At 72.3% G+C, this 22290-nt stretch carries 20 protein-coding genes; 11 read left to right on the top strand and 9 right to left on the bottom strand.

What is annotated here, in order from left to right; genetic code table 11:
- Positions 1-70 precede the first annotated feature (70 nt).
- Entirely contained in the window at positions 71-925 is an 855-nt protein-coding gene (locus AB0H82_RS20540) for a MaoC/PaaZ C-terminal domain-containing protein (protein WP_362994630.1), read from the bottom strand.
- Positions 926-1275: 350 nt separating this feature from the next.
- Between AB0H82_RS20540 and AB0H82_RS20535 the strand changes: the two genes are divergently transcribed.
- The 3 genes from AB0H82_RS20535 to AB0H82_RS20525 are packed head-to-tail and all read left to right on the top strand — an operon-like array spanning position 1276 to position 4319.
- Positions 1276-2205, top strand: coding sequence for an ABC transporter ATP-binding protein (locus AB0H82_RS20535; protein WP_362994628.1), 930 nt, complete (start codon positions 1276-1278; stop codon positions 2203-2205).
- Positions 2205-2924: an ABC transporter permease gene (locus AB0H82_RS20530; protein WP_362994626.1), complete on the top strand. Its 720-nt coding sequence runs from the start codon at positions 2205-2207 to the stop codon at positions 2922-2924. The genes AB0H82_RS20535 and AB0H82_RS20530 overlap by 1 nt, the downstream gene beginning before the upstream one ends.
- 57 nt (positions 2925-2981) lie before the next feature.
- A complete protein-coding gene (locus AB0H82_RS20525; protein WP_362994624.1) occupies positions 2982-4319 on the top strand; it encodes a histidine kinase in 1338 nt (445 codons plus the stop codon).
- 143 nt (positions 4320-4462) lie between these two features.
- Here AB0H82_RS20525 and AB0H82_RS20520 read toward each other — a convergent pair whose 3' ends face one another.
- Positions 4463-4633, bottom strand: a complete 171-nt coding sequence (locus AB0H82_RS20520) for a hypothetical protein (protein WP_362994622.1) — start codon at positions 4631-4633, stop codon at positions 4463-4465.
- A gap of 513 nt (positions 4634-5146) precedes the next feature.
- Between AB0H82_RS20520 and AB0H82_RS20515 the strand changes: the two genes are divergently transcribed.
- Positions 5147-5788 carry a response regulator transcription factor gene (locus AB0H82_RS20515; protein WP_362994620.1) on the top strand — a complete coding sequence of 214 codons (642 nt, stop codon included), beginning with the start codon at positions 5147-5149 and terminating at the stop codon, positions 5786-5788.
- A gap of 23 nt (positions 5789-5811) precedes the next feature.
- Here AB0H82_RS20515 and AB0H82_RS20510 read toward each other — a convergent pair whose 3' ends face one another.
- The 3 genes from AB0H82_RS20510 to AB0H82_RS20500 all read right to left on the bottom strand — a co-directional run bounded on the left by AB0H82_RS20510 (position 5812) and on the right by AB0H82_RS20500 (position 10975).
- Entirely contained in the window at positions 5812-7284 is a 1473-nt protein-coding gene (locus AB0H82_RS20510) for an MFS transporter (protein ID WP_362994618.1), read from the bottom strand.
- Positions 7285-7382: 98 nt separating this feature from the next.
- Positions 7383-8567, bottom strand: coding sequence for a lipid-transfer protein (locus tag AB0H82_RS20505; protein WP_362994616.1), 1185 nt, complete (start codon positions 8565-8567; stop codon positions 7383-7385).
- A 14-nt stretch (positions 8568-8581) separates the two neighbouring features.
- Complete coding sequence (locus AB0H82_RS20500) at positions 8582-10975, bottom strand: acyl-CoA dehydrogenase family protein (protein ID WP_362994614.1); 2394 nt, start codon at positions 10973-10975, stop codon at positions 8582-8584.
- Positions 10976-11223: 248 nt separating this feature from the next.
- Between AB0H82_RS20500 and AB0H82_RS20495 the strand changes: the two genes are divergently transcribed.
- The 5 genes from AB0H82_RS20495 (at position 11224) to AB0H82_RS20475 (ending at position 17020) form a co-directional block, all read left to right on the top strand.
- A complete protein-coding gene (locus AB0H82_RS20495) occupies positions 11224-12963 on the top strand; it encodes an MFS transporter (RefSeq protein WP_362994612.1) in 1740 nt (579 codons plus the stop codon).
- 109 nt (positions 12964-13072) lie between these two features.
- Positions 13073-13723, top strand: coding sequence for a class I SAM-dependent methyltransferase (locus AB0H82_RS20490; RefSeq protein WP_362994610.1), 651 nt, complete (start codon positions 13073-13075; stop codon positions 13721-13723).
- Positions 13724-13833: 110 nt separating this feature from the next.
- Complete coding sequence (locus AB0H82_RS20485) at positions 13834-14859, top strand: N-acetylmuramoyl-L-alanine amidase (RefSeq protein WP_362994608.1); 1026 nt, start codon at positions 13834-13836, stop codon at positions 14857-14859.
- A gap of 181 nt (positions 14860-15040) precedes the next feature.
- Positions 15041-15916: a hypothetical protein gene (locus tag AB0H82_RS20480; protein WP_362994606.1), complete on the top strand. Its 876-nt coding sequence runs from the start codon at positions 15041-15043 to the stop codon at positions 15914-15916.
- Positions 15917-16009: 93 nt separating this feature from the next.
- Positions 16010-17020: an LLM class F420-dependent oxidoreductase gene (locus AB0H82_RS20475; RefSeq protein ID WP_362994604.1), complete on the top strand. Its 1011-nt coding sequence runs from the start codon at positions 16010-16012 to the stop codon at positions 17018-17020.
- A gap of 34 nt (positions 17021-17054) precedes the next feature.
- On the opposite strand, the gene AB0H82_RS20470 is transcribed toward AB0H82_RS20475, so the two are convergent.
- On the bottom strand, positions 17055-17612 hold the full coding sequence (locus tag AB0H82_RS20470) for a hypothetical protein (RefSeq protein ID WP_362994602.1): 558 nt from the start codon (positions 17610-17612) through the stop codon (positions 17055-17057).
- A gap of 139 nt (positions 17613-17751) precedes the next feature.
- Here AB0H82_RS20470 and AB0H82_RS20465 point away from each other — a divergent pair, with 139 nt between their 5' ends.
- On the top strand, positions 17752-18045 hold the full coding sequence (locus tag AB0H82_RS20465; RefSeq protein ID WP_362994600.1) for a hypothetical protein: 294 nt from the start codon (positions 17752-17754) through the stop codon (positions 18043-18045).
- An 82-nt stretch (positions 18046-18127) separates the two neighbouring features.
- Here the strand turns inward: AB0H82_RS20465 and AB0H82_RS20460 are convergent, their stop codons facing one another.
- Genes AB0H82_RS20460 through AB0H82_RS20450 form a run of 3 tightly spaced genes read right to left on the bottom strand, consistent with a single transcriptional unit; the run spans position 18128 to position 21350 of the window.
- On the bottom strand, positions 18128-19201 hold the full coding sequence (locus tag AB0H82_RS20460; protein WP_362994598.1) for a prenyltransferase/squalene oxidase repeat-containing protein: 1074 nt from the start codon (positions 19199-19201) through the stop codon (positions 18128-18130).
- Positions 19198-19974: a class I SAM-dependent methyltransferase gene (locus AB0H82_RS20455; RefSeq protein ID WP_362994596.1), complete on the bottom strand. Its 777-nt coding sequence runs from the start codon at positions 19972-19974 to the stop codon at positions 19198-19200. The genes AB0H82_RS20460 and AB0H82_RS20455 overlap by 4 nt, the downstream gene beginning before the upstream one ends.
- Entirely contained in the window at positions 19974-21350 is a 1377-nt protein-coding gene (locus tag AB0H82_RS20450) for a glycosyltransferase family 4 protein (protein ID WP_362994594.1), read from the bottom strand. Before AB0H82_RS20450 ends, AB0H82_RS20455 begins: the two co-directional genes overlap by 1 nt.
- Positions 21351-21564: 214 nt before the next feature.
- Here AB0H82_RS20450 and AB0H82_RS20445 point away from each other — a divergent pair, with 214 nt between their 5' ends.
- The gene (locus tag AB0H82_RS20445; protein ID WP_362994592.1) at positions 21565-22185 is read left to right on the top strand and encodes a TetR family transcriptional regulator; all 621 of its coding nucleotides are present in this window, start codon (positions 21565-21567) and stop codon (positions 22183-22185) included.
- Positions 22186-22290: the final 105 nt, after the last annotated feature.

The raw sequence follows: 22290 nt of genomic DNA, 5'->3' as shown, positions 1-22290 counted from the left end.
GCGGCTCCTCTCGTACGAAGACGTATTCGACGCCTCGGGCGTGGTCGACGCCTCAGGCGTGCTCGGCGCCTCAGGCGTGTTCGACGACCGTGTCGGCGAGGACCGGCGCGTCGCCCCGTTCGACCGCCGTGACCGTGGCCTGGACGCGGCCCTCGGTGCGCCACATGCGGATCCGCAGCGTCTCGCCGGGGAAGACGACGCCGGTGAAGCGGGTGCTGTAGCCGCGGACCCGGCTCACGTCACCGCCGAGCTGGGTGTCGACGACGGCCTTGAGTGTCATTCCGTAGGTGCACAGGCCGTGCAGGATCGGCCTGTCGAAGCCGGCGAGCGCGGCGAACTCGGGGTCGGCGTGCAGCGGGTTCCAGTCCCCGGAGAGGCGGTAGAGGAGCGCCTGGTCCTCACGGATGGGACGCTCGACCTCCAGGTCGGGGTCGCCCTCGGGAGCGGGAACACGGGTGGAGGGCCCGCGATCGCCACCGAACCCGCCCTCACCGCGTACGAAGATCTGCGCGTCACTCGTCCACAACGGCGCGTCGTCGTCGGCTACTTCGGAGCGCAGGACGAGGATCGCGGCCTTCCCCTTGTCGTACACGGCGGCGACCCGGGACGTCGTGACGGCCTTGCCCCTGACCGGGATGGGGCGGTGCAGCGTGATGCTCTGGCCGCCGTGCAGGACGGCGGCCAGGTCCACCTCGATGCCGGGCGCGGAGAGTCCGCCGACGACACCCATGCCCGCGCCCGCGACGGTGGCGAAGCTGGGCAGGACGTGCAGCCCGGACTCCAGGGTGTAGCGCAGCTCGGCCGGGTCCGTGGCGGGCAGTCCGGCACCGAGGCCCAGGTGGTAGAGCTGGACGTCCTTGTGGTCCCAGGCGATCTCGGCGGACCGGGGCTCGGCGGCCATGGCCTTCTCGGCGTCGATGGGCATCGGGGGGCAGCTCCTTGGGCCGACGGGAGAAGACCTCGGTGCGACCGTCCGCACCGTCGGCCGCACCGAGGTCGTGACAGGGCCGGAGGCCGCTCCGCGAACGGTCCGCGGAACCGGCCGGTTCTAGAACGCGTTCCAGTCCGGCGATCCCATGTATAGCCGAGGCCCCAGCACTTGTGAACCCTCCTGACGCAACGTCAGATCGCGGGCTCCGCCCGGGTACCGGTGACATTTGTACCGGCCGGGTCCGTACAACCGCATCTGCCGCCGACCCGCCCCAGATTCGTAGCGTCGTAGCCATGACGAACACATCAGACACATCAGATGCATCAGAGGCATCAGACGTAGCCATGACGGGCTCCTCGGAGGCCGGGCCCGCGGTGGCATTCGACGGCGCGGTCAAGACCTTCGGCGGGGTACGCGCCGTGGACGGCGTCGACCTGCGGATCGGGCGGGGCGAGACCGTCGCGCTGCTCGGCCGCAACGGCGCGGGCAAGTCCACCGCGCTCTCCCTCCTGCTCGGCCTCAACGACCCCGACGCGGGCACGGTCCGGCTCTTCGGGCGCTCCCCGGAGCGCGCCGTGGCCGCCGGCCGGGTCGGCGCGATGCTGCAGGAGGGCCGCCAGGTGCCGCGCGTCACCGTCCGCGAACTGGTCTCCTTCGTCGCCCGGACCTACCCCGAGCCGATGTCCGTCGCCCGGGCCCTCGACCTCGCGGGCATCGCCGAACTCGCCGACCGGCGCGTGGACCGGCTGTCCGGGGGCCAGAGGCAGCGGGTGCGGTTCGCCGTGGCGCTGGCCGGCGACCCGGCGCTGCTCGTGCTCGACGAGCCGACCGCCGCCCTCGACGTCGAGGCCCGCAACGCCTTCTGGGCCTCGATGCGCACCTACGCGCGGCGCGGCCACACCGTCCTCTTCTCCACCCACTACCTGGAGGAGGCCGAGGCGCACGCCGACCGGATCGTCGTCCTCGACCGCGGCCGGGTCGTCGCCGACGGCACCGGGGACCGGCTGCGGCGCGCCGCCGGCGGCAGCCTCGTCTCCTTCGACCTGGCGGGCGGCGGCACGGCCGGGCTCACCGAGCTGCCCGGGGTGCGCTCCCTGGAGGTGCGCGGCGGCCGGGCCCGGCTGCGTACCGACGACTCGGACGCGACGGTCCTCGCGCTCGCCTCGCTCGGCGCGATCCGGGGCCTTGAGGTCGCGCCGGCCTCCCTGGACGACGCGTTCCTCGCCCTCACATCGCCCCGACCGACCCCTCCTGCCGCTCTGGAGTCCTTCTGATGTTCGCCTACCTCCGACTTGAGATCCGCAGGACGCTGCGCGACGTGGGCTACGTGATCTCGGCGATCGCGATGCCGGTCCTGATGTACCTGCTGTTCACCAACATCGGCGGGGGCGACGCGGACGCCTGGAAGACGCAGTCGATGATCGGCATGGCCGCGTACGGCGCGCTGGGCGCGGCCATGAACACCGGCACCGGCGTCGCCGAGGACAAGTCCGTCGGCTGGCTGCGCCAGCTCAGGGTCACGCCGATGGCCCCGCGCGAGGTCGTCGCGGGCCGCGCCCTGAACGGTTCGGTCACCGTGCTCCCCTCCATCGCCGCGGTGTTCGTCGCGGGTGGCCTGGTCAACGGCGTACGCATGGACGCCTGGCAGTGGGCGGCGGCCACGCTGCTGCTGTGGCTCGGCTCGCTGCCGTTCACCTTCCTCGGACTCGGCAACGGCTACCGCCTCACCGCCCAGTCCACCGGTGTCGTGAACGTCGCCTGCAATCTCGGCCTCGCGGTCCTCGGCGGCCTGTGGTTCCCGATCACGCAGTTCCCCGACTGGCTGCGCGCCGTCGCCGACTACACGCCCACCCACCGGTTCGCGGACCTCGGCGTCGCGGTGACCGAGCACAGCGCGCCGGGCCTCGTCACCGTGACGGTGCTGCTCGGCTGGCTGCTGGCGTTCGGTTCGTACGCTGTTGTCTCGTACCGGCGGGCCGCGCGCACCGCATGAGCCGTGCGAAGTGCGAACCGTGCGAACCTCGCGAGCCGGAGAACGAGGAACACGAACATGAACAGGCCCTGGATGAACAAGGTCAGCTGCCGGATGCACGAGTGGCAGCACGCCCGCCGGGCGTGGAAGTCGGAGTGGGCGCAGGCCAAGCAGGCCAAGCAGGTCAAGCCCGCCTGTCGCGCCAAGAAGAAGGCGGGCGAGATCCCCCCGCACGAGTTCGGCCCGCCCAACGGCTTCGCTCTGCTGCCCTGGCTGCTCATGGGCATGGGCGCCTTCTCGCACCTCCTCCAGGGCAAGACCCCCAACCCGTGGATCGCGGGCGTGGGCCTGCTCGCCTTCAACTCCCTCTACATCGCCGTGGTGTTCCGCGCGTTCGACAAGGAGAAGCGCACCGCGCCCGCCACTCTCCGGGCGCTCGGCGCCCTGGCCGCGCTCACCGTCGCCCTCGCCGCGGGCTACGGCGGCAACTGGCTGATGTTCTTCCCCCTCCTCGGCCTCGCCGCCGGAGCCGTCGTGCGGGGGCGCGGCCTCGGCCCCGTCGGTCTGGGCCTGAGCACGCTCGCCGGCGTCATCGGCGGCTTCAGGGACGGCTGGGGCGCGGTGAACATCGCCTACGGCACGTTCCTCTCCACCATGGTGACCGCCGCGATCCTCTCCCTGTCCGAGGCCGTACGCGAACTCCGCGACACCCGCGAGGAACTGGCCCGCGCCGCCGTCGAGAAGGAACGCCTCCGCTTCTCCCGGGACCTGCACGACCTGCTCGGCCACACACTCTCCGTGATCGTGGTCAAGGCGGAGGCCACCCGCCGGCTGGCCCCCCGCGACCTGGACGCGGCACTCGGCCAGGTCGCCGACATCGAGTCCGTCGGCCGGCAGGCCCTCACCGAGATCCGGGAGGCCGTCACCGGCTACCGCGAGGGCAGCCTCGCCACGGAGCTCGACCGCGCCCGCGATCTGCTCGGCGCGGCGGGCATCGACACAGTCGTACGCCAGTCGGGCCCACCCCTCGCCCCGCAGACCGCGGCACTCCTCGGCTGGGTGGTCCGCGAGTCCGCCACCAACGTCGTACGCCACTCCGGCGCCACCCACTGCGAGATCGAGGTCACCGGCACCGCGGAGCAGACCCGCCTGGACATCACGGACGACGGCCACGGCGGGGGCGCGGGGGCGCCCGGCACCGGCCTGAAGGGCCTGGCCGAACGCCTCGCGACAGCAGGCGGCTCCCTCACCTCGGGCCCGACCCCCCACACCGGCTACCGCGTCACAGCACTCCTCCCGCTCACCGAGGTGATGCCCGCCCCGGTCACCTCCCCGGGGCTACGGCAAGCGGACCCCGATCCGGCTGGAGAACCACCCGCCCAGCCACGCGGGCACGCTCTGGATGATCACGTGTAGACCGCCGCAGCGGATCTCGAAAACGGGTGCCTTCTGTGTCCTCATGCCCACCAGCATGCACACGGAACAATCCACACAGGAGCTCGTGCACCGCATCACTGCCTCGCGCCACTCGGCGCCACATCCATTCGCCACCCCAGCCTTCACCGGGTCGTGAGCCACGCCGCGAGCCCGCTTCCGGTGGCTGTGGAGAGGGCTGCCACCAGCCAGCCGGGGACGCGCTGGACGGTCAAGTGCAGGCCGCCACAGCGGAGTTCGAAATGCGGGGGCTGCGTGTTGCTGCCCAGTGCGTTGCTGCCCTCTCTGCGGGTCATGGTCACGGTTCGCAGTCCTCTCGCCGGTCTTCGATCAGCTTGGTTCGCATGACCTCTGACTCCTGTCGCACGCCGTTGCGTGACGTCGGTGGAAGAACCGACGCAATGCCAAGACGTGAAGTGGGGCGTCCGGTCAGCGTGGACGCTATGCAGCGATGAGAGATGCACGGGGCGGTATCGGCCACCACAGCACATGCTGTGCCGAGCCCATCACCCCGCGGACGGCAAGTCCCGCGCTGCAGCGGCGTGTTCGGGCCGCTCAGGCGTCTTCGATGCCCTCTCCGGCCTATCGCGCTGATTACGGAAAAAGCCTATCGCCTCCGTCCCCCAAGCCGTCATGAGCCGTATCTGTACAAAAGGAGGGATGGAAATTCGACGTTCTGCACACCGCCGCGTCCGGCGGTGCCGATGTGCAGGTAGTAGCGCTGGAGGCAGAGGGAAAGCCCCGATCGGCACGCTGCGGGCGGGGTTCTCTACTGCTCTGACCAGCAAATTCGCACGTATTCTTGACACATGGAAGAAATGCCCCAGGACCACCGCCCCACCAGATCCATCAGAGTCCTCCTCGCCGAGGACCAGGGCATGATGCGGGGTGCGCTCGCCCTGTTGCTCGGGCTTGAGGCGGACATCGAGGTCGTCGCGCAGGTCGGGGCGGGGGACGAGATCGTCGACGCGGCGCTGGCCGCCCGTCCGGACGTGGCGCTGCTCGACATCGAACTCCCGGGCCGCAGCGGCCTGGACGCCGCGGCCGAGTTGCGCGAGGAGTGCCCGGACTGCCGGGTGCTCATCCTCACGACCTTCGGCAGGCCCGGCTATCTCCGCCGTGCCATGGAAGCGGGCGCGGTCGGCTTCCTGGTCAAGGACGGGCCCGTCGAGGAGCTCGCCGAGGCGGTCCGGCGGGCGTTGCGGGGCGAGACGGTGATCGACCCGGCGCTCGCCGCGGCCGCCCTGAGTGCGGGGCCGAACCCGCTGACCGGCCGTGAGGCGGACGTCCTCAAGGCCTCCGTGGACGGCGCCACGGTCGCCGACATCGCGGGCAAGCTGCATCTGTCGGAGTCGACCGTGCGGAACTATCTGTCCGCCGCGATCGGCAAGACGGGGACACGGAACCGGATGGAAGCGGTGCGGGAGGCCCGGCAACAGGGGTGGTTGTGACCCCCGGGGACGACCGCCCACCCCTACTCCGGGGAAGAAGCCCGCTGCTGCCTCGGCATCCACACCAGCAGCACCACCACACCCACCAGCAGAATGAACCCGCTCGTCCGGAACGCCATCGCGTATCCGTCGGTGAGTGCCTGCCGCGACGCCGAGCCGTTCATCCGCGCGGCGGCCACCGTGGACAGCACCGCGAGGCCGAGTGCGCCGCCCATCGTGCGGGAGGTGTTGACCAGGCCGGACACGAGTCCCGCGTCGCCCGGCGCCGCGCCCGAGGTGGCGAGTGAGGCGAGCGGCGTCGTGGCGAGGCCCGCGCCGAGCATCATCGCCATGCCGGGCAGCAGGATCGAGGTCGCGTACGCCCCGTCGACCGTCATCGCCAGCGACTGCCAGCCGAAGCCCGCGGCGGCCACGAGGATGCCGAGGGCGGAGACGCTCTTCGCACCGAGCACCGGCATCAGGCGCGGCGCGAGCATCGAGCCGAGGACGACGGTGAGCGAGGACGGCATGAGGGCGAGGCCGGCCCTCAGCGGGGAGTAGCCGAGGACGTTCTGGGTGTAGAGCGTCATGAACATCCACATGGCGAACATGCCGCCGCCGCACACGAACATCGCGGCGTTGGCCGCCGACACCGTCCGCACCTTGAACAGCTTGAGCGGCATCAGCGGCGTCTTCGTGCGCGACTCCACCACGAGGAAGGCCGCGAGGAGCGCGAGCCCGGCCGCCAGGGGCACCAGGGTCGGGGCGGCCGTCCAGCCCTTCTCCTCGGTCTGCACGATGCCGTACGCGAGCGTGGCGAGTCCGGCCGTGACGAGGACCGCGCCCGGCACGTCCAGGCGGCGCGTCCGGTCGGCCCTGCTCTCGGTGAGCCAGGCCAGGCCCGCGACGATCACCAGGGCGCCGACCGGCACGTTGATCAGGAGCACCCAGCGCCAGGAGAGCAGGTCGGTCAGGACGCCGCCGACCAGTCCGCCCGCCGCGCCGCCGCCCGCGCCGACCGCCGACCAGACGCCGATGGCCCGCGCCCGCGCCGGGCCCTCGGGCACCGCGGAGGTGAGGATCGTCAGGGTCGACGGCGCGAGGACGGCGGCGCCGAGGCCCTGCACGGCCCGTGCCGCGAGGAGCTGCCACTCGGCCTGCGCGAGGCCGCCGCCGAGGGAGGCGGCGGTGAAGAGGCCGAGCCCCACCAGGAACATGCGCTTGCGTCCGAAGAGGTCCCCGGCCCGCCCGCCGAGCAGCATGAAGCCGGCGAAGGCTATGGAGTACGCGTTGACGACCCACTGCAGCCCGATGGCGCTCATGCCCAGGTCGGAGCGCATCGACGGCAGCGCGGTGTTCACCACGGACACGTCGAGGACGACCAGGAACTGGCCTGCGCAGGCGGTGAGCAGGACCGCCCACACCGGGACGGACCTCTTCGGCGAGCGGCCGGGTCCGGCGGAGGCGGTTGCGGGAGCCGTACCGGCTGTGTAAGTGGTGGAGGGCGTCTGGACCATGACAGTCATCCTCTCAAGCGGGATTCGAGCGACGCATCGGGCGTTCGCTCCCCCCGCCCTGGTCCGACGGACCTAGGTCGAACGCCCCTCCCGTCCCGCTACCCGCGCAGGAGCGTCACCACCGCCGCCCCGCCGAGTCCGATGTTGTGCGCGAGGCCCACCCGCGCCCCCTCGACCTGGCGCGCCGCCGCCTCGCCGCGCAGCTGCCAGGTCACCTCGGCGACCTGCGCGATGCCGGTCGCGCCCAGCGGGTGGCCCTTGGAGATGAGGCCGCCGGAGGGGTTCACCACCCAGCGCCCGCCGTACGTCGTCGCGCCGCTCTCGACGAGCTTTCCCGACTCGCCGGGCGCGCACATGCCGAGCGCCTCGTACGTCAGGAGTTCGTTGATCGAGAAGCAGTCGTGCAGCTCGACGACGTCCACGTCCTCGATGCCGAGCCCGGACGCTTCGTACACCTGGCGTGCCGCCTCCCGCGACATCGGCTGTCCGACGGCGTCGACGCACGAACCGGAGGCGAAGGACTCGCCGGTGTCGGTGGTCATGGCCTGCGCGGCGATCTCCACCGCGCGCCCCGCGAGGCCGTGCCGCTCCACGAACCGCTCGGAGGCCACGACCGCCGCCGCCGCACCGTCCGACGTCGGGGAGCACTGGAGCTTGGTGAGGGGGCGGTGGATGGTCCTGGCGGCGAGGATCTCGTCGACGGTGTACGCGTCCTGGAACTGGGCGTACGGATTGTTCACCGAGTGCCGGTGGTTCTTGGCGCCGACCGCGGCGAGCTGTGCCTCGGTCGTGCCGTACTTCTCCATGTGCTCGCGGGCCGCGTTGCCGAAGATCTGTGCGGTGGGCGGGGTCATCTCGAAGCCGTGGCGCGCGGCCATGATGCCGTAGTGGCGGGCGACGGGAGAGGTCGCGAAGTCGCCCTCTCCCCCGCCCCCGAGCGCCCCGCGCGCCATCTTCTCGAAGCCGAGCGCGAGCACGCAGTCGCTGAGGCCGCCCTCGACGAACTGGCGCGCCGTCATGAGCGCGGTCGAGCCCGTCGCGCAGTTGTTGTTGACGTTGTAGACGGGGATGCCGGTCAGGCCGAGTTCGTAGACGGCGCGCTGGGCGGCTGTCGAGGCCTGGAAGCAGTGGCCGACGGCGGCCTGCTCGATCCTGTCGTACGTGATCCCGGCGTCCTCCAGTGCCTTCGTGCCCGCCTCCTTCGCCATGTCCCAGTACTGCCAGTCCCGCGTCTCGGGCTTCTCGAACCTGGTCATCCCGACACCGACGATGTAGCTCTTCATGAGGTGTGCGCTCCTTAGTCCCTCGGCAGGCCGAGGATCCGCTCGGCGACGACATTGAGCTGGACCTGTGTGGTGCCGCCCGCGATCGTCAGGCAGCGCGACATCAGGAAGCCGTGCAGCGCCCGCTCCCCCGGGCCCTCGCGCACCGCGCCCGCCGCGCCGAGGAGTTCGAGGGCGAGCTCGGCGACCTTCTGCTGGTGCGGGGTCCGGACGAGTTTGCGGACGGCGGCGCCCGCGCCCGGCTCCGCGCCCGCGACCTGCCGGGTGGTGGTGCGCAGGCCGACGCAGGCGAGGGCGTGGGCCTCGGCGGCGAGCGCCCCGATGCGCGCGCGGTACGCGTCGTCCAGCTCGCCGGCGCGGGCGATGAGCGCTTCGAGGCCGGTGCCGAAGGTCAACTGGTCGGCCATGTGGACGCGTTCGTCGCCGAGGGTGTCGCGGGCGACCCGCCAGCCGTCGTCGACCTGTCCGACGACCGCGTCCTCGGGGAGCAGCACGTCGTCGAAGTACACCTCGTTGAAGAGCGAGTCGCCGGTGATCTCCTTGAGGGGCCGGACGTCGATCCCCGGGGCGTTCTTCATGTCGACGAGGAAGTACGTCAGCCCCTTGTGCTTGGGCGCCGACGGGTTCGTACGGGCAAGGAGGATGCCGTGGTCGGCCCACTGGGCCGCGCTCGTCCACACCTTCTGGCCGTTGACGCGCCACCCCCCGTCGACGCGTTCGGCCCGGGTGCGCAGGGCGGCGAGGTCGGAGCCCGCGTCCGGCTCGCTGAAGAGCTGGCACCACAGCAGTTCGCCGCGCAGGGTGGGCGGGAGGTAGCGCTCCCGCTGGGCGTCGGTGCCGTACGTGAGGAGGGAGGGGATCACCCAGGTCGCGATGCCGAGGTCGGCGAGCTTCACTCCGGCCGCCTTCAACTCCTCCTGGACGACGAGCTGTTCGACGGGTCCGGCGCCGAGCCCGTACGGCTCGGGGAGGTGCGGGGCCGCGTAGCCGGTGGGGGCGAGTGCCTTGCGGGCCGCGTCCGGGGCGAGGCCGCGGGCCGGGGCGATGGCCGCGCGGGCCCGGGCGCGGCAGGCCGCCGCCTCCGCCGACGCCTCCGCGGGGAGTTCCAGGTGGAGTTCGCGTCGCGCGCCGCCCTCCGCGAGCCGCACGGCCCGCAGCCGGTGGGCGTCGCCCGCGCCGAGCAGCTGCCGCGCCACGACGGCCCTGCGCAGGTACAGGTGGGCGTCGTGCTCCCAGGTGAAGCCGATGCCGCCGAGGATCTGTACGCAGTCCTTGGCGCAGGAGTACGCGGCGTCCAGGGCCGTGCCCGCGGCGAGGGCGGTGACCAGGCCCCGTACGTCGTCCGGCAGCTCCGGGTCGTCGGCCGCGCGGGCCGCGTCCCAGGCCAGGGCGCAGGCCTGTTCGACGCGGACCAGCATGTCGGCGCAGAGGTGCTTGATGCCCTGGAACTGCCCGATGGGGCGCCCGAACTGCTCGCGGGACTTGGCGTGTTCGGCCGCGGTGTGCAGCGCCCACGCCGCGGTGCCGCAGGCGTCGGCGGCCAGCACGGCGGCCGCCAGGTCGCGGACGGTCGCGGAGTCGACGGCGAGGACCCGGTCCGCGGGCACGTGCGCGGCCCATGCGGTCACTTCGGCGGTGGGCCTGGTCGGGTCGGCGCTCCGGTGGGTACGCACGGTCAGCGCGGCGGCGTCGACGGCCAGCCACACCGGGCCCGCCGCCCCCTCGACCGAGGCGGCGGGCAGGACGAGCAGGTCTGCCTCGCCACCGGAGAGGACGGGCGGTGCCGTGCCGTCGAGGACGTACCCGTCGGGTCCGGAGACGGCGGTGAGGGTGCCCACGTCGCCCACGTCCAGGGCGACGGCGCCGATCCGGGCGCCGCGGGCCAGCTCGGCGGCGAGCGCCCGCGCGCCGGCGCGGCGCAGCACCAGCGAGGCGAGGGAGCTGGCCACGAAGGGCCCGGGAAGCGCGGCCCGCGCCGCCTCTTCAAGAACCACGGCGAGGTCGAGGAGCCCCCCGCCCCCGCCTCCGTGCTCCTCGGGCAGGTGAACCCCGAGCAGCCCCTGCCCGGCAAGCCCGTCCCAGTGGGTGGGGCGGGTGCTGATGGGGGTGGGGCGGGTGCCGCTGGGGCTGGGGCGGGCACCGCTGGGGCTGGGGCGGGCACCGCCGGAAGCGGGACCGTCGCCACCGGAAGCGGGGCCTTCCCGAGCCGGACGGGGTGGCGAGGCCGGGCGGGACGCCGAGGCCCGGCGGGATGGCGAGGCCCGGCGGGATGGCGAGGCCGGCCCGGGTGGTGGGGCCGGGGACGTGTCGAGCAGCTCGCGCGTCTGCTCCGGCGGTGCGGCGCGTGCGATCCAGCCGCGTACCGCCGACGCCAACTCCCCTTGTTCCCGCGTGATTCCGATCCCCATCGCGATCTCCCTGCGCATCCTCGCCGGTGACAGCTGCCGGGACGGAGGCAGAGTAGAACACGTTCCAATCTGACGGAAGGTCAGATGCGGGACAGTCACCGAGGCGGGGCCCCTCCGCGACTGATGACTCGGTTAACAGCAGGTCAAGAATTCCCCTCGTACGACATCCGTCGGAATAGTCGCCCGGGGATACAGGTTCGACCTACAAGTACCTGCCGAACCCGACCTTCCGCCGGAGGCCCCCAGCAATGTCGATGTCGACGACCCACCCACGCGGCATACGCGGAGTCGTCCCCGTACTCGCCTTCTCCGGCATCGTCGTCGCGGTGATGCAGACCCTGCTCGTGCCGGTCATCAAGGATCTGCCCGCGCTGCTCGACACCTCGCCGTCGAACGCCACCTGGGTCATGACGTCGACCCTGCTCGCGGGCGCCGTCTCCACGCCGATCATGGGCCGCCTCGGCGACCTCTACGGCAAGCGGAAGATGCTGCTCACCAGCCTCGCCGTGATGGTCGTCGGCTCGCTCGTCTGCGGTTTCACCGACAACCTGATCGTGATGATCGTCGGCCGCGCGCTGCAGGGCTTCGCCATGGGCGCCATCCCGCTCGGCATCGGCCTGATGCGCGACGAGCTGCCCCGCGAGAAGCTCGGCTCGGCGATGGCCCTGATGAGCTCCTCCATCGGCGTCGGCGGCGGCCTCGCCCTGCCGCTCGCCGCGCTCACCGCGCAGCACGCCGACTGGCACGCCCTCTTCTTCGGCGCGGCGGGCCTCGGCGTGCTCTCCATCGTCCTGACCCTCGTCTTCGTGCCGGAGAGCCCGGTCCGCGCCCAGGGCACCTTCGACGTGCTCGGCGCGTTCGGCCTCTCCGCCGGCCTCGTCCTCTTCCTCCTCCCCATCACGAAGGGCAGCGACTGGGGCTGGACCTCCGGCATGACGCTCGGCCTCTTCGGCGCCGCGGCCGTCGTCCTCGTCCTGTGGGGCGTGATGGAGCTGCGCCTGAAGGCCCCGCTGGTGGACCTGCGCACCACGGCCCGCCGCTCGGTGCTCTTCACCAACCTCGCCTCGATCATGGTCGGTGTCGCCTTCTACGCCGTCTCGCTCGTCCTGCCCCAGCTCCTCCAGCTGCCCACGGCAACCGGCTACGGCCTCGGCCAGTCGATGGTCGTCGCGGGCCTGTGCGTGATGCCGCTCGGCCTGACGATGATGTTCACGGCCCCGGTCTACGCCCGCCTCTCGGCGAAGTACGGCCCGAAGGTGACCCTCATCCTCGGCATGCTGATCATCGCGATCGGTTACGGCGCCGGGCTCGGCCTGATGAGCGCCGCCTGGCAGACCGTCGTCATCGCGGTGCTCCTCGGCGCGGGCATCGGCCTCGCCTACTCCTCGCTGCCCGCCCTCATCATCGGCTCGGTCGACCCGTCCGAGACGGGCGCGGCCAACGGCCTCAACACGCTGATGCGCTCGATCGGCACGTCGGTGTCGAGCGCCGTGATCGGCATGGTCCTCGCCAACACCGCGGACCACGTCGGGGGCGTCGCCGTGCCCACCATGCACGGCTTCCGGGTCTCGTTCCTGATCGCCACGGGAGCGGTCGTCATCGGCCTGCTCTTCGCCCTGCTGCTGCCCTCCGCGCGCCGCCCCGCCACCACGCAGCTGCGCGCGAGCAGCGAGGAGGACGCCAACCTGGAGCGGGCCACCGAGGCACTCGCGGGCTTCCACGGCCAGGTGCGGGACGCGGCCGGGACGCCCGTGCCCCGCGCGAAGGTGACGCTCATCGACCGCAGGGGCCAGCAGGCGGGCGCGGCCCTGACGGACGACGGCGGACGGTACGAGCTGGCGGTGCCCGGGGACGGTTCGTACGTCCTGGCGGTGCGCGCCACGGGGCACGGGCCGCTCGCCTCGGCGGCGGCCCACCCCGGCCAGGACCGACCGGTCCGGATGGACCTCGCCCTGCCGAGCGAGAGCGGGAGCGACGTCCCGGCCTGAGCGGAGCCGCCCCACGGCACCCCCGTCACCACGGTGGCGGGGGTGCCGTGCATCATGAGCCGGACCGCACCGCCCGCGCACGCACACGCGCACGCCCCCGGAGGAAGCCATGGCCGCCGAGCCCAAGCCGGAGATTCTCGCCGCCTTCGAGGCCGCCAAGGGCTTCATGCCCCGCGACGAGGGGCTCGCGCTGTACGCGGCGGCCACGGAGGCCGCGGTGCTCGGGCTGCCCCTCCTGGAGGTCGGCACGTACTGCGGCCGCTCCACGATCCTGCTGGCGGACGCGGCCCGGCAGGCCGGCGTCGTCGCGATCACCGTGGACCACCACCGCGGCAGCGAGGAGCAGCAGCCCGGCTGGGAGTACCACGACCCGGAGACGGTGGACCCCGAGGTCGGCCGCATGGACACGCTGCCCACCTTCCGCCGCACGCTGCACAGGGCCGGCCTGGAGGACCACGTGATCGCGGTCGTCGGGCGCTCGCCGCAGGTGGCGAAGGCGTGGGGCGGCGCGCTCGGCCTGGTCTTCATCGACGGCGGTCACACGGACGAGCACGCCACGGCCGACTACGAGGGCTGGGCACCGCACGTCGCGGAGGGCGGGCTGCTCGTCATCCACGACGTGTTCCCCGACCCCGTCGACATCATGACCGGGCAGGCGCCGTACCGCGTCTACCTCAGGGCTCTGGAGTCCGGCGCGTTCACCGAGGTGGCGGTGACGGAATCGCTGCGGGTGCTGCGGCGGACGGGGACGGGGATCTGACCGTCTCCTGGAGCCGACCGAGGGTCTGACCGCCGCCCGCACCCGCGCGGGGACCCGCCCACCGGCCCGTACCCAAGCGGGGATCCTGCCCCGCGGATAGGCTCGCCCTCGTGTCGTACGTAGGTCCGGAATTCGATCCGTCCCAGCCGCCCAAGCGCCGCATCGGCCGTCCGCTGACGGTGGCCGTCGCCGTGCTCGTACCGACGTGTCTGGCGGGCTGGCTCGTCCACCAGGCCACGAGCGGGTCCGACGGGAACGAACCCGCGAGATCGCTGCCGGCGTCGTCGAGCGCGTCCGCCGGACAGGGCGCGTCGTCCGGGTCCACGTCGTCCTCCTCCTCGGGCACCAGCGAGCCCGGCGACGGGGAGGAAAAGGGTAAAGACGGCAAGAGCGGCAAGGTCGGGACGGGCGACGACAACGATTCGGCCACGAAGACGCCTCCGCGCCGCCCCGCGGCCGACGGCCCCCTCAAGGGCAAGGTCGTCGTGGTCGACCCGGGCCACAATCCCGGGAACTTCCGCCACACGGCGGAGATCAACCGTCAGGTCGACATCGGGACGAACCGCAAGGAGTGCGACACGACGGGCACGTCGACCAACGACGGCTACACCGAGGCGAAGTTCACCCTGGACGTCTCCCGCCGCCTGCGCGTCCTGCTCGAAAAGCAGGGCGCCACGGTCAAGTTCACCCAGGACGGCGACCGCCCCTGGGGCCCGTGCGTCGACGAGCGCGCCCGGATCGGCAACAAGGCCAAGGCCGACGCGGTGGTCTCCATCCACGCCGACGGCTCCGGCGCGGGCAACCGCGGCTACCACGTGATCCTGCCCGCGAAGGTGAAGTCCGGCGCGGCCGACACCTCCGCGATCGTCGCCCCCTCCGCGGAGCTGGGCGAACGCATCGCCGGAGCCTTCGTGGGCGCGACCGGCAGCGCCCCCTCCAACTATGTCGGCGGCGGCACCGGCCTCGACGTCCGCAAGGACCTCGGCGGCCTCAATCTCTCCACGGTCCCCAAGGTGTTCATCGAGTGCGGCAACATGCGCGACGCGAAGGACGCGGCGTTGCTGAAGAGCGGTGCGTGGCGCCAAAAGGCGGCACAGGGCATTTCTGAGGGAATCGCGGGATTCCTGCGGAAGTAGAGGTGAACGTCTTCGCGACGAAGCGTGGACGTCTTTATCCCGAGCAGACACCCCGCGTGTCCGGACGATATTGTCCTCCCTACGATGAGGGGCCACCCCCGCGCTTCGCGCACCGCGACACGAACGCGACTACGGCGACAGCGACGCCTCCACTGACGAGACGACTGACGAAGGACCTGAAGTGAATTTCCGCTCCCTCACTAGAGGCGACGGCGTGGTGATCGGAGCAGCGGTGTTGCTCTTCATTGCCTCGTTCCTCGGCACTTTCGACGGCGATGGTGACGATGTCCCCAACGCCTGGGACAACGGCAACCTGCTGATGAGCGTGTATCTGCTCGGCATCATCGGCGCGGCGCTCATCGCTGTCGGCCGCGCCATGCAGCCGCAGCGCAAGATCGCGGGTCTGGACCTGGGGCAGCTGGGCATCGCCTTCACGCTGGCCGCCGCCTGGTCCTCGCTCGGCGCGATCTTCGACACCGACCAGTCCTTCGGCGTCGTCTTCAAGCAGCTCAGCCAGTTCGGCGGCGGGCAGGGCAGCACCGACTCCCCCGACGCCGGCGTCGGCCTCATCCTCGGCCTGATCGGCGCTCTGGTGCTCGCCGCCGCCGCGGTCGCGACCCTGGCCGTCCCGGCCCTGAAGGCCCCCCTCATGGGCGGCCCGAAGCCGATGGCCCCGCAGCCCTACGGCGGTCAGCCGCAGGGTGGCTACGGCTACCCGGGCGCCGGCGCGGGTCAGCCGCAGCCGGGTGCGCCGTACGGCGGTCAGCCGGGTCAGCCGCAGGGCGGCCAGTCCTTCGGCGGGCAGCCGCAGCCGCAGGCCGGGCAGACCCCGCCGCCCGCGCAGGCGCAGCCGGCCGGTGACTTCTCGCCGTTCTGGTTCGCCGTGCCGGTGCCGCGTCCGCTGTACGCGGAGGACGGCTCGCCCACGCCGATCGCCGAACTGGCGCCCGGTACCTGGTACTTGGCCGTCGAGCAGCGCGGTCCCGGCCTGGTGGCCCAGACGCAGGACGGTCGTCGCGGCGTGCTGCAGGACACCACGGGGATCCAGCGCGGCTGACCCCACGCACAGCGGTATCGCGGCCCCTCGCCCTTCCGGGCGGGGGGCCGTTGTCGTACAGTCGCCCCTCGGTCCCGGCGACTGGGAGGGCGTATGCGGCTCGGGCTCGCACTCGGCTACTGGGGACACGGCCCCGATCCCGGGCACGTCGCCCTCGCCCAGGAGGCCGAGCGGCTCGGCTACGACTCCGTGTGGACCGCCGAGGCGTGGGGCTCGGACGCCTTCACGCCGCTGACCTGGATCGCATCGCAGACCTCGCGGATCAAGCTGGGCACGGCCGTCGCGCAGATGGCGGCGCGCTCCCCCGTCACCACCGCCATGCACGCGCTCACCCTCGACCACCTCTCCGGCGGCCGGCTGATGCTCGGGCTCGGGCTGTCCGGGCCGCAGGTGGTGGAGGGCTGGTACGGGCGGCCGTTCCCCAAGTCGCCGCTGACCGCGACGCGTGAGTATGTGGAGGTGATCCGGCAGGTTCTGCGGCGTGAGGGGCCGGTGGAGGTGGCGGGGCGCTTCCACGCGCACCCCTATACCGGTGAGGACGGCACCGGCCTCGGCAAGGCCCTCAAGCCGATCACCCACCCCCTCCGCGCCGACCTGCCCGTCCTGCTCGGCGCGGAGGGTCCCAAGAACATCGCGCAGACGACGCGGATCGCGGACGGCTGGCTGCCGCTGTACTGGTCGCCGCTGCGGACGGATGTGTACGAGGCCTCGCTCGCCGATATCCCCGAGCGCTTCCTGATCGCGCCCATGGCCCGCGCCAAGGTCTGCGACGACGTCGCCGAGGGACTGCTGCCCGTCAAGGCCATGCTCGGCTTCTACATCGGCGGAATGGGGCACTCCGCCCGAAACTTCCACGCCGACCTGATGGCCCGCATGGGGTACGAGGCGGAGGCCCGGCACATCCAGGAGCTGTTCCTCGCGGGGCGCAGGGAGGAGGCGGTCCTCGCCGTGCCCGACGCCTTCGCGGACGAGATCTCGCTGGTCGGACCGCGGGCACGGATCGCGGAGCGGCTCGAACTGTGGCGCGAGGGCCCGGTGACGGACCTGCTCGTGCTCGCCCCTGACCCGCACACCCTGCGGGTCCTCGCCGAGCTCAACTCGTGAGGTCCGGGCGGCTCAGCCCTTACGTCCGGGCGGCTCAGCCCTTCGCCAGCTCGCCCGCCGACGGCACCTTGTCCTTGACCTCGGCGCCCGCCTTGCTGCCCGCGCCCTTCACATCCTTGATGATGTCGTCGAAGGAGTTCACGACCGAGTCCGTCCCCTCGCCCTTGCGGAGCTTGGAGGGGAGGTCCTTCAGGGCGTCGATGCCGGACGTCAGCGGGGCCACCGCCTTGGAGAGGGTGGGATCGCCCTTCGCGTTCTTCGTCGCGGCCTTCAGCCTGTTGTACGTGAACGCGCCCGCGAGGCCCGCCTTGACCAGGGCGAACTTACGGCCGTTGGCGCCCTTCTTGAACTTGCCCGCGCGGTACGGCTTCACGATCCACTGGTAGGTCGCCCCCGCGGCGAGCCCCGCGTTGGCGACGAAGCGGGTCTTGGCGAACTTCTGCTTCTCGGCGCTCGCACTGGCGCTGGTGGACGGGGCGGACGCGGTGGCGGTGTCCTCGCCGCTGCCGCCGCAGGCCGTCGCACCGGCCAGCAGGGTGCAGCAGAGCGTGAGGGAAACTCCGGCGCGGCGGACGGTTACGGTGCTGGGCACGGCGGGGGCCTCCAGGCGTGGGCTGGGTGGCCCGCGGGAGAGCGCGGACCTCTTCGCAGCCTCACCCGGCCCGTCGGGCCCCGCCACTGGAGCGGCCCGAACGGGTTTCGAACAGGGCGCTCCCCGGTACTCGGCCGCCATGTCTCCCACGCGGAACTCCCACGGCAGCACCGCGGCACGGGTCATCGCGCTCGTCGCCGACATCATGGCCGCGATCCTCGCCCTGTGGATCCTGATGTACCTGCTGGACGCGAACCGCGCCAACGACCTCGTCCAGTTCATCCACGACGCGGCCCGCTGGCTGGCAGGCTGGTCCCACGACTTGTTCACCTTCGACGAGACCTGGGCCCGCGTCGTCGCAGGCTACGGCCTCGCCGCAGTCGTCTACCTGTTCATCGGCCACGCCGTCGCGAACCGCCTGCGCCGCTACTGAGGCACGCGCCCCGCCAGGGGCGCGGGGAACTGCGCGCCCGGCCACGTCCGGCCCGCAGACTTCCCCACTGCCCCGCGGAGCGTCAGTCGCAGCACTCCGGGTCCAGCCCCCGCGGCAGGCGGTCGCCCGAGAAGACCGCGCAGGTCGCCTCGTCGCCGCCCAGGGCCGCTGCCGCGAGGAGCAGGGAGCCCGCCGTCCAGGTGGTGAGTTCCTCGGGCCAGATCGTCTTGTCGTCGAAGACGTAGCCCGTCCAGTACAGGCCCGACTCCGGGTCGCGCAGGTGCTGGATGGACTGGAGGATCTCCAGGGCGCGGTCCGACTCGCCGAGGATCCAGAGCGCGAGGGCCAGTTCGGCGCTCTCGCCGCCGGTGACCCAGGGGTTCGGGACCACGCAGCGCACCCCGAGGCCGGGGACGACGAAGCGGTCCCAGCCCTCCTCGATACGGGACTTGGCCTCCGTGCCGGTGAGCGCGCCGCCCAGGACCGGGTAGTACCAGTCCATGGAGTAGCGGTCCTTGTCGAGGAAGCGCTCGGGGTGGCGGCGGATCGCGTGCGCGAGGGCGCCGGCCGCCAACTCCCAGTCGGGCTGCGGCTCGTCGCGCTGCTCGGCGATGGCGAGGGCGCAGCGCAGCGCCTGGTGGATGGAGGAGGAGCCGGTCAGGAGGGCGTCCGTGACGGGCGTGCCGTCGTCCTCCCGCTTCCAGCCGATCTGCCCGCTGGGCTGCTGCAGCGCCAGGACGAACTCGACGGCGGCGACCACGGCGGGCCACATGCGGTCGAGGAACGCCTCGTCGCCGGTGGAGAGGTAGTGGTGCCAGACGCCGACCGCGAGGTACGCGCAGAAGTTGGTCTCACGGCCGCGGTCGGTGACGTCGTGCGGGTCGCCGTCGGCGTACGCCGCGTACCAGGAGCCGTCCGGGTTCTGGTGGCGGGCGAGCCAGTCGTAGGCGCGCTCGGCGGCGGCGTGTTCGCCCGACGCGTCCAGCGCCATCGCGGCCTCGGTGTGGTCCCACGGGTCGAGGTGGTGGCCGCGGAACCACGGGATGGCGCCGTCCTCGCGCTGGACGGCGAGGATGCCGCGTACCGTCGCCGCGGCCTGAGCGGCCGTCAGGACGCCGGGCAGGACGAGGTGTTCGGTCCGCTCCGGGCTCGTCACTTGGCGGCCGCCGCGGCGTCGGCGGTAACTGTGGGGTCTGCTGCGGCTGTGTCCGCGGGCAGGTGCGGCTTGGTGGCGTAGGCGACGAAGCTCTTGCCCACCACCGGGTTCAGCAGTTGCTCCGCCACCCGCGTCGCCAGGGGCTTCTTCATGATGTCCCAGACCAGGAGCTTGTGGTACGCGCGCACCGGCAGCGCCTTGTCGTTGTCGACGCCGAACGCGCACTTGAGCCACCAGTACGGCGAGTGCAGCGCGTGCGCGTGGTGGGTGCCGTACGGCTTGAGGCCCGCTTCCTTCATCCGCCCGAGCAGCTCGTCCGCCTTGTAGATGCGGATGTGGCCGCCCTCGACCTCGTGGTAGGCGTCGGAGAGGGCCCAGCAGACCTTCTCGGGGCCGTAGCGCGGGACGGTGACCGCGATGCGGCCGCCGGGCTTGAGGACGCGGACCATCTCCGCGAGGACGCCCTTGTCGTCGGGGATGTGCTCCATGACCTCGGAGATGATCACGACGTCGAACGACGCGTCGGGGAAGGGGAGGTTGAGCGCGTCGCCCTCCATCGCAGTAGCGGTCGCGCCCGTCGGCGCCTCGCCCGCCTCCTTCATTGCCGCGAACCACTTGGCGACCTCGCGGATCTCCTCGGTGTTCCGGTCGAGGGCGACCACTCGCGCGCCGCGCCGGTAGCACTCGAAGGCGTGCCGGCCCGCGCCGCAGCCCAGGTCGAGGACGCGGTCGCCCGCGGCGAGCGGGAAGCGGGTGAAGTCGACGGTCAGCATCAGCGATGGCTCCCGGAGTGCGTCGAGTACGTCGTGGTGGCCGCGGCGGCGCGGCCGGGGTTCGTGGCCGCGGCGCGGGCGATGGCCTCGCGGTAGCGGTCGGCGGTGCCCTTGGCGGCCTGCGCCCAGGTGAACTTGGCGAGGACGCGTTCACGGCCGGCCGCGCCGAGCCGCGCCCGCAGCCCGGGGTCGCCGAGCAGCCGGTTGAGGCCGACGGCCAGCGCGCCCGCGTCGCCCGGCGGGACCGCGAGGCAGGTCTCGCCGTCGGGGCCCGCGACCTCCGGGATCGCGCCGCCGGTGGTGGCGAGGAGCGGGGTGCCGGTGGCCATCGCCTCGGCCGCGGGGAGCGAGAACCCCTCGTACAGCGAAGGGACGCAGGCGACCTGCGCCGAGCGGACGAGGTCGACGAGTTCGGCGTCGGTGATGCCCTTGACGAACTCGACGGCGCCTTCGAGGCCGTAGCGCTCGATGGCCTGGGCGACGGGTCCGTCCTCGGCGCGCTTGCCGACGACGACGAGGTGGGCGCCGGGGTGTTCGGCGCGGACCTTGGCGAGCGCCTCGACGAGGTGGACGAGGCCCTTGAGCGGCACGTCGGCGCTGGAGGTGGTCACGATCCGCCCCGGCACCTCGGGGACGGCCGGGTCCGGCGAGAAGAGGCCGGTGTCGGCGCCGATGTGGACCACGCTGATCCGGTCGTCGCGGACGCCGAGGTGGTCGACGATCTCCTGGCGGGAGGTGCCGGAGACGGTGAGGACCGACGGCAGGCGGCGCGCGACGCGCTTCTGCATGCGGGTGAACGCGTACCAGCGGCGGACGGAGGCGCGGCGCTTCCAGTCGGGCGCGGCGTCCAGCTCCAGCTGCCGGTCGACGGTGATGGGGTGGTGGATGGTGGTGACCAGGGGGGCGCCGAGGTCGCCGAGGAGGCCGTACCCGAGGGTCTGGTTGTCGTGCACGACGTCGAAGTCGCCGCGCCGGGCGCGCAGATGCCGCCGGGCCCGCAGGCTGAAGGTGACGGGCTCGGGGAAGCCGCCGGTCCACATCGTCGCCACTTCGAGGGCGTCGACCCAGTCGCGGTACTCGTCGCGCCCGGGCGTGCGGAAGGGGTCGGGCGAGCGGTAGAGGTCGAGGCTCGGCAGCTCGGTGAGTTTGAGACCTGCCAGGTCCGCGCCCTCGTCCAGGACGGGGTAGGGCTGGGCGCCGATCACTTCGACGCTGTGGCCGAGCCGGGCCAGTTCGCGCGAGAGATGGCGTACGTAGACGCCCTGTCCCCCGCAGAACGGGTTCCCTTTGTACGTGAGGAGTGCGATGCGCAACGGGCGCTCGCCGTCGGCGCCAGAGCCCTTTCGGGGGCCTGCCTCCATGGCCTCAGCGGTCACTCTCGGCCCCCTTCTCCCTGCAGTTCTCCGCGAGGTTACGCCGGGACGGTAATCTAGAACAAGTTTCAGACTTGATCGCTGAATGATCGCTGAACGAGCTTTGAATCTACCGGCAGGTAGGCGAGGTGTAAGGCCCGGATCAGGTGATTCGCGCCACCACGGGCTCCCTGCCATGCTGTGCGATCTCGCGAGGCGTTTTCGGAGGGGCATCGACATGACAGCGGAAGTCAAGGCGGCGAACCCTGCGGCGCCGCCCCTCACCGAGCGCCAGGAGGCGCGCCGCCGCCGCATCCTGCACGCCAGCGCCCAACTGGCCAGCCGGGGCGGGTTCGACGCCGTGCAGATGCGGGAGGTCGCCGAGGCCGCCGGGGTCGCCCTCGGCACCCTCTACCGGTACTTCCCCTCCAAGGTCCATCTGCTGGTCGCCACCATGCAGGACCAGCTGCAGCACATGCACACGACCATCAGGAAGCGCCCGCCGGCCGGCGAGACGCCCGCCGAGCGGGTCGCCGAGACGCTGATGCGGGCCTTCCGCGCGCTGCAGCGCGAGCCGCACCTGGCGGACGCGATGGTGCGGGCCCTGACCTTCGCGGACCGCTCGGTGAGCCCCGAGGTCGACACGGTGTCCCGGCTGACGACGGCGATCATCCTGGACGCGATGGGGCTGGCCGGGACGCCGACCGCGCAGCAGCTCTCCGCGGTGCGGGTCATCGAGCACACCTGGCACTCGGCGCTGATCACCTGGCTCTCGGGCCGGGCCTCGATCGCCCAGGTGAAGATCGACATCGAGACGGTGTGCCGGCTCATCGACCTGACGGCGGAGCCCCGGGCGTAAAGAAGTCCGCCCCGCCGTCTGTCGCACAGGGGCGCACAGTCGTATGGCAAATGCGCCCCCCGCGTCCTCCTTGGCCAGTTCTCTGCGTCACGAAGGGGGTACTCA

Source organism: Streptomyces sp. NPDC050732 (genome assembly GCF_040654255.1).
Taxonomy (GTDB): domain Bacteria; phylum Actinomycetota; class Actinomycetes; order Streptomycetales; family Streptomycetaceae; genus Streptomyces.
The sequence above is the reverse complement of the archived record's forward strand: the minus strand, read 5'-3'. Positions and strand labels throughout refer to the sequence as shown.